The organism is Desulfopila aestuarii DSM 18488 (assembly GCF_900143695.1).
Lineage (GTDB): Bacteria > Desulfobacterota > Desulfobulbia > Desulfobulbales > Desulfocapsaceae > Desulfopila > Desulfopila aestuarii.
This window is the reverse complement of sequence record NZ_FRFE01000023.1, coordinates 1-13237: the sequence shown is the minus strand read 5'-3', so window position 1 is coordinate 13237 and position 13237 is coordinate 1. Positions and strand designations below refer to the sequence as shown.

General features: G+C 51.3%; 10 protein-coding genes and 1 pseudogene. 4 read left to right on the top strand and 7 right to left on the bottom strand.

The window, feature by feature from the left end:
- Positions 1-583: 583 nt before the first annotated feature.
- The 5 genes and pseudogenes from BUF15_RS18960 to tnpA (BUF15_RS18940) all read right to left on the bottom strand — a co-directional run bounded on the left by BUF15_RS18960 (position 584) and on the right by tnpA (BUF15_RS18940) (position 5711).
- Entirely contained in the window at positions 584-823 is a 240-nt protein-coding gene (locus BUF15_RS18960; RefSeq protein WP_073615289.1) for a ubiquitin family protein, read from the bottom strand.
- A 7-nt stretch (positions 824-830) separates the two neighbouring features.
- A complete protein-coding gene (locus BUF15_RS18955) occupies positions 831-2561 on the bottom strand; it encodes an aldehyde ferredoxin oxidoreductase family protein (protein WP_073615288.1) in 1731 nt (576 codons plus the stop codon).
- A gap of 133 nt (positions 2562-2694) precedes the next feature.
- On the bottom strand, positions 2695-4089 hold the full coding sequence (locus BUF15_RS18950) for a putrescine aminotransferase (protein WP_200802420.1): 1395 nt from the start codon (positions 4087-4089) through the stop codon (positions 2695-2697).
- Positions 4090-4354: 265 nt separating this feature from the next.
- Positions 4355-4963, bottom strand: a complete 609-nt coding sequence (locus tag BUF15_RS18945; RefSeq protein ID WP_073615287.1) for a TetR/AcrR family transcriptional regulator — start codon at positions 4961-4963, stop codon at positions 4355-4357.
- 316 nt (positions 4964-5279) lie between these two features.
- Positions 5280-5711: pseudogene (tnpA, locus tag BUF15_RS18940) on the bottom strand (IS200/IS605 family transposase).
- 162 nt (positions 5712-5873) lie between these two features.
- Here tnpA (BUF15_RS18940) and BUF15_RS18935 point away from each other — a divergent pair.
- Together BUF15_RS18935 and BUF15_RS18930 are read left to right on the top strand one after the other, a co-directional pair.
- Positions 5874-6980: an efflux RND transporter periplasmic adaptor subunit gene (locus BUF15_RS18935; RefSeq protein WP_143170782.1), complete on the top strand. Its 1107-nt coding sequence runs from the start codon at positions 5874-5876 to the stop codon at positions 6978-6980.
- Positions 6977-10099: an efflux RND transporter permease subunit gene (locus BUF15_RS18930; protein ID WP_073615286.1), complete on the top strand. Its 3123-nt coding sequence runs from the start codon at positions 6977-6979 to the stop codon at positions 10097-10099. Before BUF15_RS18935 ends, BUF15_RS18930 begins: the two co-directional genes overlap by 4 nt.
- Before the next feature lie 199 nt (positions 10100-10298).
- Here the strand turns inward: BUF15_RS18930 and BUF15_RS18925 are convergent, their stop codons facing one another.
- Both BUF15_RS18925 and BUF15_RS18920 read right to left on the bottom strand, forming a co-directional pair.
- Complete coding sequence (locus BUF15_RS18925; protein ID WP_073615285.1) at positions 10299-10577, bottom strand: hypothetical protein; 279 nt, start codon at positions 10575-10577, stop codon at positions 10299-10301.
- Positions 10578-11283: 706 nt separating this feature from the next.
- Positions 11284-11535: a hypothetical protein gene (locus BUF15_RS18920; RefSeq protein ID WP_143170781.1), complete on the bottom strand. Its 252-nt coding sequence runs from the start codon at positions 11533-11535 to the stop codon at positions 11284-11286.
- A 331-nt stretch (positions 11536-11866) separates the two neighbouring features.
- Between BUF15_RS18920 and BUF15_RS18915 the strand changes: the two genes are divergently transcribed.
- Both BUF15_RS18915 and tnpA (BUF15_RS18910) read left to right on the top strand, forming a co-directional pair.
- Positions 11867-12643, top strand: a complete 777-nt coding sequence (locus BUF15_RS18915; RefSeq protein WP_073615283.1) for a LuxR C-terminal-related transcriptional regulator — start codon at positions 11867-11869, stop codon at positions 12641-12643.
- A 369-nt stretch (positions 12644-13012) separates the two neighbouring features.
- On the top strand, positions 13013-13237 hold a 225-nt coding region (gene tnpA / locus BUF15_RS18910; RefSeq protein WP_327021878.1), incomplete at its 3' end, for an IS66 family insertion sequence element accessory protein TnpA.

The window sequence follows — 13237 nt, the reverse complement described above, 5'->3', positions numbered from 1 at the left end:
CGAACCATTTGAAATAACAGAAGTAAAGCAAGGGCTGTGCCAAATCAGACAAAGAATTTTTCAATGAAATATCAATTGATTGACTGATCTATAAATATATTCCCGCACTTCCGACACTACAAGTTTGCAATTTTCAGCAAATTATTATTACGTTTATGCAATTTATTTTCATTTACGCCAGGAAAGAACTCGACAACTCATCCCTCCTCAGATGCACTTTCTACCTCGTCATACACCAGGGGGCCCTTGCCCAGCGCAGCTTATTGTCTGGCACCCTCCTTGTCTGAAATCATTCAGCCTTCTTCATTGCGGTTAACGAGCTTCCCCCCATCGCCACCTGATCGATAGCATTTTTGGTGAGACATCCTGGCAATCTTTCGCATCACCTAGCTGCGCAATACTTCCGGAGGAGTTACCAACCCACAGGCAAGACCTATTTAACATTGACCACGCTCGTCTTGCGGGAGTGTCCAGCGTCACCCTCCATCAATTTGCCCGCTGGGAATTTCACCAAAAGAATCCGACCAGCCCCGAATCAGCCGATTAAACATTGGCCCCGCAACCACTGCCTAGCAAAACCCGATTACCCACCAACAAGTCTGTGCATGAGTTTGATGGTCCCGTTCTCAGGAATCTGGTCACTCGTACTTGCCAGAGTGTCATTGATGGTCACGATGGCCACTCGCTCAACTGGTATGCCAAGCGCTTTCACTGCGTCGGCAACGGTCGCCGTACCCGGCAACTCGAGCCGAATTCCTGCCTCCGGATACTCCTGAGGATAATACGAAGGCAGGATACCCAGCAATTTGACCAGCACCTCCATTGGCAACCTAAAACGAGAACGTGTTTTCCATCTCTTCGTTTGTCACTTTCACCACCACGTTGTATGGGGGAAGGGGTTCGGAATAGAACATGGATGGCAACCGGTCGTCCTTAGCCGTGAATCCGGCCCTGCGATTAAATTCCCGCTCGGCTTTCAGCACAGACTCACCCAGCTCCGGCCAGCGTTCTTCCGAAAATGGCTTACCTGTTTTCGCAGCATACATCTTCCGCACGTTCTCCATGCCCTCCGGGGTGGCCAGACCGGATTGCGCAAAGTCGCAGATACCTACACTGTCCACAGCCGCCATATGAATCTGCGATCCGCGTGACAGCTCGACCTGTCCTTTTGCCTCGTGAGGATTGATCGTGCCACCAAACGCTTCGAGATTCTGGGCAACAACCCAACCGGCGGTATGATCACCTCCCATCGGAGTGGTAGCATAGGTTACAGCCATACCCTGGAGCGCACGCGGATCGTACGCTGCGATCGATTGCCCTTTTACTGTCGGCACCCGGTCATGCTTGAAATACTTGCCAACTGCATCAGGTCCGTTGCCGATCACCCGGCCAATCTCTGATCCAGTGGCAACCTCCTCTACCAAAGCGATGGCGGCCGCTCCGTCACCAAACTGCCGGTACCCTGCATCCATGGCGATACCGATAGCAACCCCGGTACTCATCGTATCCAGGCCGATATCATCACAGAGGAAATCGAGCCTGGCAATGGCATCAAGATCATCATTACCAATCATTCCCCCCATCGACCAGATGGTCTCATACTCCAGAGAGGAGGTTACATAATCACCCTTTTTATCAACCACGACATTTGAACAATCGATAATACACTGCGCACAGCCTTTATGAGTGGTCTGGCCGCCACGCTCCTTAATCATCGCCGCCAGGCTTTCGCCGCTGATCTTCTCTGCACCGGCGAACTGTCCGTTTCTGGCATTGCAGGTCGGAAATGCGCCGGCAGCATTGATCGGCTCCACCAGCACAGCAGTTCCGAGTTCAGGAAGGATCTGGCCACTGAACTCGTCATCCTTCACAGCCTTGGCATACGCCTTGGCAGCGTTCCTGAAAGTATCCGGGTCAGCGAGTTCACCCGAATCTTTGCCACCTCGGTCGACCACCACCGCCTTCAGGCCTTTGGCACCCATCACCGCCCCCAGTCCTCCCCGTCCCGCTGCCCGGCAAGGCCTGCCATCCAGATCAGTAGACTGTATCGAAGCAGCAAGCAGTTGCATTTCTCCCGCTGGTCCGATGCAGGTAATACTCTTTTTGTCGCCAAACGCCTTTTTAAGCTCGTTAACCAAAGCGTAGGTACGCATCCCGCGATAGCATGAACAATCCTGCAGCTCGGCTTGGCCCTCCAGATTGATGTTGAGCAGGTAGCTCATTGCCGCATCAGCCACCTTCCCCTCGACAACCACTGCAGTAATACCAAGTTTCGCCAGCGCAAAGGCTACGGTGCCACCAACATTGCTCTCCTTGATGCCACCGGTAAGTGGACTCTTACCGCCAACCGACAGCCGACTGGTATTAACCAACGGTGTCCCGGTAAAATACCCTGGAGCGAAGATAAGTTTATTTTCCGGCCCCAATGGATCACAGGTTGCCGGCACTTCATCATTGACGAACGTTGACGTCAAGCCGCGTCCCCCCAATTCCCGATACTTCTCAGGAACAGGCTCTGTCCAGACACGTAAATCCGTCATATTTACCCGCAAAATTCTCATATTTTCTCCTCCGTGTTTTTCACGATTTACACTGGAACCGATTTTTGCCGTGTCCGTTGCGATCCAGGTTCAAGCACATTGGCTTTCGCCGGGTCTGAGCAGACTGACACAGGGCCAATACTCGAAACATTTTTTAGAAAACGATATTTGCCATTGTGTCGTCAACCCGGCGCAGCATCTCATCGAGAATTTCATACGATACAGTCAACGCAGGTTCAATTCTGATGGAGCGTGCGTTAGTCAGTGTTCCTGCGGTCAATACCCGGCGGCTGAACAGCCCGGCAGCCACCTTGTAGCCGATCTCATCGGTCGGGAAGATCATGGCAAGCAGTAATCCTTTGCCACGAAAATCCTGGAGTATATGCGGGTATTTTTCCTTGAGCTCTATAAACCGTCCAATGAGGTACTCCCCCTTTTCAGCAGCCTGCCGCGGCAGGTCCTCCTCAAGCATGACGGTAATACCGGCCATCGCTGCAGCACAGGCAAGAGGATTACCGCCGGTGGTGGTGGTATGCATGAATGGGTTTGGCTCGAGGCACTTCCAGATCTTTGCGGTGGAAAAGAACCCGGACATCGCCACTACACCACCGCCCAGCGCCTTACCAAAGCACATGATGTCGGGAGTGACATCCCAGTGATCGACGCCGAATATCTTGCCGGTACGACCAAAACCAGTCTGCACCTCATCGGCAATCAACAGCGTATCGTACTTGTCACACAACTCACGCAAGCGCGGCCAATAATCATCCGGTGGGACCACAGCACCGGCCTCGCCCTGTATAGGTTCGACCACCACTCCGGCGATGCCATCGCCAACCGTTTTTGCTGCATGCAGCACCATTTCTACAGCATCTGCATCACCGAAAGGCACCTGCCGTACCCCTTCCAGCAAAGGCAGCAGCGGTTCACGGTAGACCGATTTGCCTATCAGCGAAAGTGAGCCTAGCGTCTTGCCGTGAAACCCACTGAGGGTGGATATGAACCCTTTTCTTCCCGTGTAGAGCTTGGCCAGCTTCATGGCTCCCTCAACAGCCTCAGTACCGCTGTTAGCAAAGAAGCCATACTGAATGTCCCCGGGAGTCAGGTTAGCAATGACCTTAGCAAGATGTGCACGCATCGGGTCAAGCATCTCCTGGCTATATTGCGGGCTGCGGTCCAATTGGGCCTTGGCGGCAGCGACGATCTTCGGATGCCTTATGCCGTGTGAGTACAGGCCGAACCCTCCAAGCATATCGATGAATTCACGTCCCAAAACGTCACGCATAATGGAACCTTCGCCGTACCAGTCCGTAAGGGAGAAATCGGAGGTTTCAGTCACCGACTTGCGGTACTCCAGAAAGCCCTTATTGATATGATTGGCGAAATTCTGGTATGTGGTCTGGGCGATCCATTTCCGATCCTGTTCGCTGACCTCAGCCTCCGGGGTGGAGATCAGGTCAATCATCCGCTGTGCTTCCCGCCAGGCAAGCTGAACGTCGCGGTCACATGGTTTTGTGGTCATCGTGGAAGTTGCCGATTCCAATGTCATGATGTTACGCCTCTCTCATTGAGTTATAACCTTCGAGCGATGTATTCGCACGCATTGCCGCTCATATAGAACGATGTTTCAGGTCTTTCAAAATGCAGAAAGATACAAGCTGATCTATGTCAATTATCTCCGAATCAGTTCGCTTGCAGCGGCTCAAGCTCTCTTCCTGTTTGCCGCCTCTCCCTGCAGATCCTCCACAGGTTACTGTGGCAGGTCTACTTATTAACTGATTGATCAATATATTTATTAGCAAAAATACTCTTTCTCAAAACGCGCCTGAGGTCAGCAACTGATGTACCGACGCCTTCACTCCTCCAGCAAAATTCTCAAACGGCTGGTCTTCCGCCAAAAACTGCGCATGAAATTCCATCCCCTCCATCAGCGTCACTATATAGTCCGCAGCCATTCTCGGATTGCCCACCTTGATAATCCCATGCTCGTTGAACACCTTGAGTTGGCCTTCCAGATAATCTCGAAGCCATGCAAACATCTCACGCAGATGCTCGAGCGTCCGCTGGTCACGAAAGCTTTGGTAATAAAAACCGAAATGGACCCCAGGATCGACAGTGCGTGACCATTGCAGAGAGAAAATCAGGTCAAGCAGCGCCCGATAACGCTGCTGGGGATCTTCGATATGCTCAAAACTCAGGAGATGCACCGACTTGAACTTTTCGATCATCAGTCGGACGAGTTCAAATGTCAGGTTTTCCTTGCTTTGAAAATAATGGAAGATAAGACTGGTGTGTATTCCCAGTTCTTTGGCAATCTTGCTTATTGAAGCATTTTCCAATCCCTCACGGATAAGCACATTGTAATACCCTTCGAGTATCTCGGGTTTACGCATGGCGGCATTGAGGTTCTTCCTGCTTTTCATGAGCGTCCTGGGTTAAATCATTCCCAACATGCATATGCGCCCACATGCAGCGCCACACAAAAGAAATCGAAAGTACTTGGACAATGAGCCATTTTGTCATACCAACGGCTCAAAATACATACTGATCAATCCACTGATTATTCGCTTAATTTACCCATGTCAATATAATTTTTTATAACATTTTTGTAATATTTGCACATCTCATGCCCCCTCATAGTGACGAGTAAGTATCCACCGGCAAAGCCGGTAGCTTTATATTATGGACCGCTCAAAGCGGTATGTTAAACAGATCTACTGACCACCAGTGGGTGGTGGCCTATTTAAAGAGCGATAGTTGATCGACGCGCTGATCCTCCTTTTCCTGCTCTCGGATGTATGCTCGAACAACCTCCTCGTCGGTGCCCACAGTTGAGACAAAATAGCCTCGTGCCCAGAAGTGCATCCCACTGTAGTTCTATTTCTGCCCAAGGTAGTTGCGCGCAATGTGTATTGCGCTCTTTCCCTTCATATACCCAACTACTTGCGACATCGCATATTTGGGCGGTATTGAGATCAGCATGTGAACATGGTCTGGCTTCAGATGCCCTTCCAATACCTTGCTCTCCTTCTGCCGAGCCAGCTCATGCAGTACCTCACCAAGGTTCTTTCGTAGCCGGCCATAAAGCGTTTTCTTTCGACACTTCGGTATCCACACGACGTGGTACTTGCGTTCCCACCTCGAGTGGCTTAAACATTGTGTGTTGCTCATGAAGCCTCCTTCTTGTGACTTTGAGCGGTCCACGGGAGCGGAGGCTTCTTCATTTTTCAGGAACCGTCAAACTTTTGGTGTCCCCCGGCAAAGCCGGGGGGTTACCTAAAGGAAATTAACTCCCTGTGTTTGACATGGTTTAGCCACTTCGGAGTAATAACCATGGAAGGAGCGATAAAGCATATGACCCTCTCATTTCCCTGTCGTATCTTGATCCTTGGTGTTCTTTTTCTGGTTGTGGCAAGCACCGAAGCCAGACAACCCCTGGGAGTGATCGTTGCTAAAGCCCGTAGTGAACCACTGATTGATCGGCTGGAATTATTGGGCAGCCTGCGGGCGAATGAGACGGTGGATATCACTTCGACGGTGACCGACACCCTCACTGCCATTCACTTCGAAGATGGCCAACGGGTGGCCAAGGGCGATATTCTGGCGGAAATGACCAGTCTCGAGGAACATGCCCAATTGGAAGAGGAACTCTCCAATGTCGCCGAGGCCCAGAAACAGTACGATAGAGAGCTGCCATTGGTTCGCCTAGGGGTGGCGGCACCGGCTCAGCTTGATCTGCGTGAACGGGAATTGGCCGCGGCCAAGGCACGCCTGCGGGCCATCGAATCGCGTCTCAAGGACCGGCTGATCCTCGCGCCCTTTGCCGGGGTAGTCGGCCTGCGCACGATTAGCGTGGGCGCACTTATTGAGCCAGGCGATGTGATAACTACGCTTGATGACTTGAGTCAGATGAAGCTTGATTTCAGCGTGCCAGCCATTCATCTGGCAGCCCTGAGGCCAGGTATCGCAGTGGAGGCCCGCAGTCCGGCATTTGTTGAGCGGATTTTTGCCGGCACGGTGAGTAGTGTCGGCAGCCGCATCGACCCGGTCACCCGATCGGTGGTGGTCCGGGCCCTGCTGGACAATGGAGATGGCACACTACGTCCGGGGATGCTGATGAACGTCACGTTGTTGAAAAATCCCCGTACGTCGCTGACCGTGCCGGAAGAGGCGCTCATTCCCCGCGGCAGCGTCAACTCGGTATTGCTGGTCGAGCAGCAAGGAGAGCAATCAACAGTGGTGACCAAGGAGGTGGCAATCGGTCAGCGCCGCGACGGGCGAGTGGAAATTAGAGCTGGTCTGGATCCCGGTGCCCTGGTCATTACCCACGGCACCCTCAAGGTGCGTCCAGGTCAGCAGGTCATCATCCAGGCCATTGACGACGGAACCCTCCCGCTGGAGGAACTGCTGAACAAGCAGCAGTTGCAGGCAACGCCATGATTCTCTCCGATCTTTCCGTCAAGCGTCCAGTCTTTGCCTCGGTGCTGTCAATTCTGCTGGTGGTATTCGGCCTGGTGAGTTTCTCCCGTCTGCCCTTGAGGGAGTATCCGGATATCGACCCTCCGGTGGTGACTGTAGAAACCGATTATCCCGGTGCCTCAGCCAACGTGGTGGAGACCCAGATCACTCAGCTTATCGAGGAGCGAATCGCCGGCGTTGAGGGTATCCGCTCCATCGAGTCGGCGAGCACCGATGGCAGATCGACGGTCACCGTCGAATTCAGCACAGAGCGGGACATTGACGGTGCCACCAACGATATCCGTGACCGGGTCTCGGCCATTTTCGACGATCTGCCGGATGAGGCCGACCCGCCTGAGATCCAGAAAGTGGACAGCAACGACGACGTGATCATGTGGTTCAACCTGGTCAGCGACCGACTGAGCGTCCCTGAACTCACCGATTATGCCGACCGCTATCTGGTCGATAGGTTTTCAGTGCTTTCGGGGGTGTCAAGAGTACGGATCGGCGGCGGCCAGAACTTTGCCATGCGGGTATGGCTCGACCGATCGGCAATGGCCGCCAGGGACATCACCGTGGTGGATGTCGAGCTGGCGCTGCGGGCAGAAAATATCGAGGTCCCTGCAGGCACCATCGAATCGGCAACCCGTGGATTTACCGTCCGCCTGGAACGCAATTTCCACACTGCAGCCGATTTCTCCAGACTGGTAGTTGCCAGAGGCGACAATGGCGACCTGATTCGTCTTGGCGAGATTGCCCGGGTCGAGCGGGGAACCGAGGAGAACCGCACTTTTTTTCGCGGTAACGGTGAGGCCATGGTCGGGCTGGGGATCATTAAACAGTCCACTGCCAACACCATCGATGTGGCTCGCAGCGCCAAGGCGGAGATGGCAAGACTCAACCCGACCCTGCCCCAGGGTATGGAAATAAAGCAGAGCTACGACACCTCGGTCTTCATCGAGGAGGCCATCCTGGAAGTCTATAAAACCCTGGCCATCGCCATCGGCCTGGTGGTGCTGGTCATTTTCCTTTTCCTTGGCAGCGTACGGGCGACCCTGGTACCGGCGGTCACCGTGCCGGTCTCGATCGTCGCCACCTTCATCGCCTTGAACGGCTTTGGCTTTTCCGTCAATCTGCTGACCCTGCTGGCCCTGGTCCTGGCCATCGGCTTGCTGGTTGACGACTCCATCGTGGTCCTCGAAAACATCCACCGGCGGATCGATGAGCGAAGGGAGACACCCCTGGTTGCCGCCTTCGAGGGCACCCGACAGGTCGGTTTTGCGGTAATTGCCACCACCCTGGTGCTGGTGGCGGTGTTTGTGCCGATTGCCTTTCTCCAGGGAGATGTCGGCCGGTTGTTCTCCGAGTTTGCCCTGACCATGGCCGCGGCGGTCTGTTTTTCCTCGCTGGTGGCCTTGAGTCTTTCACCGATGCTCTCTTCGCTGATCCTTAAAAGAACTGCGCCAGGTCCGCAGGGCAAACCCCGGATCGACCGGTTCTATCGAGGCGTTCGCCGGCTCTACCGGAGAATACTCGCCTGGTGCATCCGGCGACCGGCCCCGCTCATCATCACCTTCATCCTTCTGCTGGCAGGAAGTGGCTGGCTGACAAGCAAAATTCCCAGTGAGTATGCCCCGAAAGAGGACCGGGGGGCGTTCTTCGTCATTGTCAACGGCCCAGAGGGCGCGACCTATCAGTACATGGCCGAGTACATGGACGAGATCGAGCGCAGATTGCTGGACTTCGTAGACGCCGGTGAGGTGACCCGGCTACTGGTCCGGACGCCCCGGGGCTTTGGCACCATTTCCAGTTTCAACTCCGGCATCGTCATCATCGTCCTCAACGACTATGACCGACGCCGCTCCGCCTGGACAATCATGGACGAGGTCCGTGGCCGCTTGGCCGGACTTCCGGGGGTGGCTGCCTTTCCCGTGATGCGCCAGGGGTTTGGCTCATCGATTCAAAAACCTGTGCAGTTCGTGATCGGCGGCGGCACCTATGAGGAACTCGTCCGCTGGCGTGACATTCTGGTGGAGAAGATAGAGGCCGACAATCCGGGCCTGACGGGTCTGGATTGGGACTATAAGGAAACCAAGCCACAGTTGCGGGTAACCATCGATTACGACCGTGCGGCAGATCTCGGCGTCACTGTCGGCGCCATCGGCAGAACCCTTGAGACCATGCTCGGCTCGCGCCGGATCACCACCTTTCTTGAGGAAGGTGAGGAGTATGATGTCATTGTGGAAGGGGAGCGCGACAAACAACGCTCCCCTGTGGATCTTGCAGCGATCTATGTCCGTTCCGTTAGCTCAGGAGAACTGGTGCCCCTGGCCAACATTGTCAGCCTTTCAGAATTCGCCGATTCGAGTTCGCTTAACCGTTACAACCGGGTACGGGCCATCACCCTCGAGGCAAACCTCGCCGACGGTTTAGCTCTTGGCCAAGCCCTCGGGTATCTACAGGACCTGTCAAAAAAACATCTGCCTGAACAGGTGATCATCGACTACAAGGGCATATCCCAGGATTACCAGAGTTCCTCGCAGTCGATCGTCTTTATTTTTGTGCTAGGAATCGTCGTGGTGTTTCTAGTGCTGGCGGCCCAGTTCGAAAGCTGGCTGAATCCATTGATTATCATGCTGACTGTTCCCCTGGCCATGGCTGGCGGGCTGTTTGGTCTTTATCTCACTAGCAACACCCTTAATCTCTACAGCCAGATCGGCCTCGTGATGCTGGTGGGTCTAGCCGCCAAGAATGGCATTCTCATTGTCGAGTTTATCAATCAACTCCGCAGACAGCGTATGTCGTTTAGCCGGGCGGTGCTCTACGGTGCCGAGATCCGTTTGCGGCCTATAGTGATGACCGGCATCACCACCGCCGCCGGGGCGGTACCGCTGATTCTCTCCTCCGGAGCGGGAGCCGAGACGCGTATGGTCATCGGCATTGTGGTGTTGGTTGGGGTGCTGGCAGCAACGTTTTTCACCATGCTCATCGTTCCGGTGGCCTACAGCTTGCTAGCCCGTCGCACGGGTCTGCCGGGCGAGACGGCTCAAAGACTGGCCATGGAACGAACGGAGCGGAAGAACGTGGAGAGCAAAGGGTAATCTCCTGACATGCAGGTATGTATTTGGCCCTATCTCCCAGAGTGAACATCACAACAAGATTCTCAGGAGCTATGCCACTCTCACTACGGTTGTTGGCAGCCTGGATCGCAAGATGCTGGGAGAGAGCGCGGGCGAGTGACGACTGGCGCAGAGTAATTGTGAAGGGTGATAGGTGATAAAAATTGGCTTTTTCAGGTGATCATAAAAATAGGCCCCTAGCCTTTTGTATAAGACCGGGTCCGATGTAAATCTTCGTCGACTGGCGGATATCGTTGCCTGAGAAGAACAAGCCTTCGGTGGGTATCTGCTTGATGAGTGCGATCAGCATGATCGAGTCGATATCGAATACCCCCATTGACTCCGGGATAGTCAGCGAATTGCTGGTGATCGTCGGAGACGCAGAGCGTGTTTGGATGCCCAGGAACGCACCTGAAATGTCGGCCCGCATCACTAGCCGGTTACGGCCCCTGCAAGCCATCTGATGGTTGACTCCATGTCCCCTGTTGATTTGAGGTTGTTCCTTTTTGATTTGATACCGGGGACATATGCCGAAATGGAATATTTTAAAACAGGTTGTTATATCTTTTTGGCACCATCAGAAAATTTAATCTACCCCAACGCCGATCTCGATTGCCAAGGTCAGCGCTATTGTCTCGCTCCCTTCTCTGTTGAGAGAACTTCAGGAATAAGGTCAACTATGTTTTCCCACGACTAAGGCAAATAAGTTCATGGACTATCTACAGTCGAAGACTGCATTTTTCCTGTTAGGAATTTGAAAAACAGAACTTCCTTGATTCAATAGACATCTCAAGTTTCCAAGAAGAGTCATTGAGGAAACCTTAGTCTTGCTAATATAATCAAAATTTTTCCGGCTACGTGACGCAGGGACGTTCATCAATAATGTTCTGACTCCGCTTCGCTCAATTGTGATTGGAAAGATAGTTTGATTTCCCCCCATATCTAAACAAACCCAGCAGACAAAGCAGAGCCTAAAAAATCAAAGCCCCTGCATGAAAAACAAAGCTGGGGCTTCATTGCATGGTAGAATGCCACGAAATCCTGTGGTGGGTTATGTACATTTGTTTAAAAGAGCATTGTTGCCAGTATTGGACAAAGAATGATCGGGGACAGACCCAATCTTTTTTAAAATGCAGGAGGTTTCATTCAAAAACCATCCGACGGGCTTATCTCGACTTTCTCTTTAAAATTGCTCCTGTTTCTAATTTAAAAACATTCGGATCACCTGTTAAATATACGCATTCTCCTTCAAGTGAGCCTAAACGATAGGTTTTGCGATATGTTTTATCCTTTTGATAAAACTGATGAATATCTTGAACGACAAGAATGGTTTTGAGTTCATGATTATCACTTTCCACGGTAAAAGACGCAAGGATTTCTTGAGACAACATTTCCCTGTCCGGTATATTATCTTTCATATTGTGCACTTGCATCCTGGGCAGGACAATTTCCTAATTAATTTTAACGTGAAATGCCGCTTGATATCACCCTACCTATACGCACGATGCTGAATCCTACAAATAACAAAAGTGGGAAAATCAGTTGTGTCACAACTGGTAGCATCCATACCCCAACTATAATATCAGAATAACTAGTCATTTTACCATCTCCATTTCAATTGATTTCTGTTCACTCCTGCAGATGACTGATCTTTCCATTGTCAGTAAGCACAGAAGAATGTTGACCCATGCACCTCATGTCTGTAAATACTCATTACTGAGTATTTTCTAACCTGGTGGAGGAGCGAAGATGAAAGTAAGAGAGTATGTAAAAGCTTGCCAGGAAGTCTTTGAAAGTGGCTACGTGCCAGATGATATAGTCAAGGATCACATTAAGCAGCAAATTGCGATTGATAAATTTCTGCCCGACTCAGCCTCATTTTTCTTTGTAGTAGAGCCCGCTAGGGGGTTGTACCATTTTATGGGGAAGCAACAGGAAAAAGTTACTGGCTATACGAATAGCGAGGTGCTCAGCAAAGGTCTCGACCTTTTTTTTGAAAACCTTCACCCAGATGAAGCAAATATTCTGATTGAAAAACTATACCCTAAGATATCTACTTCTCTAGAAAATCTCTCCCGAACCACAGATATAAAAAAAACTTTTACGCAATTTAATTACAGATTTAAAGTTAAAAACGGGAAATATGTAAATTTACTTGAGCATCTTTATGTTCTTGAAACAGATCAGGAAGGGAAGCCTTCATTGTTTCTTGGCAATATTGTCACATTAGACAACAACAAAGTGCTACCAGTAAGACTTTTAATGAAAATAATGAATGATAATTTACTGGAGATTTTCTTTTCAAGAATTTACGATTCCAAGGAATCGACACGATTAGATATCACAAGCAGAGAGTTTGAAATTCTAAGAAATATTGCATTGGGAAAGTCTAGCCAACAGATTAGCAATGAACTTTTTATCAGTCGCCATACGGTTGATACTCATAGGCGAAACTTGCTAAAGAAACTGAATTGCAATACGTCAGTTGAGCTCACTCGCATAGCCTTTCAAAACGGGTTACTGTGATTGACGAATAAATAAATCGACCTAATAAATAGCGCCATTCGGGACAGATCCCATCTGTTGCAAACAAACGAAAGAGGCAAGATTGATTTTCAATAACAACATAATTTACTGGGTAAACCAGTGATCATCATGGTTAATCTTGCTACATCGAAGGTCTTAACACCCTGCCAGCACCGCGTTGTTACCTTCCTGAGATGTTGGGGCTGACGCTTCCATAGAATTGCTCAGAAATGGAGCAACCGTCGATTATAGCTAACCCAAAGAAAGGGCTTATGAGTACCAGGAGAAAGTAAGCGCTCAACAAACGCCATCTTTTCATATCGTTAACAATCTGTTTCATTGTGGCAAACCAGACCACGGGAGGGCACAATGAAAACAGAGCATAGCAAGAATCGGTCGGCCAAGCAGGAATATTGGCAGGAACACATCCGCTCATGGGAGAGTAGCGGCCTGACGCAATCATCATATTGCCGGGAGAACATGCTCTCTTTGGCGACATTTGGTTACTGGCGTCGAAAGAGCTCATTGAAGGTTTCTCACGAACCGCAACCGCGTTTTTTTCCTCTTGCGGTACAATCCCAGGTCCAGGAAAAG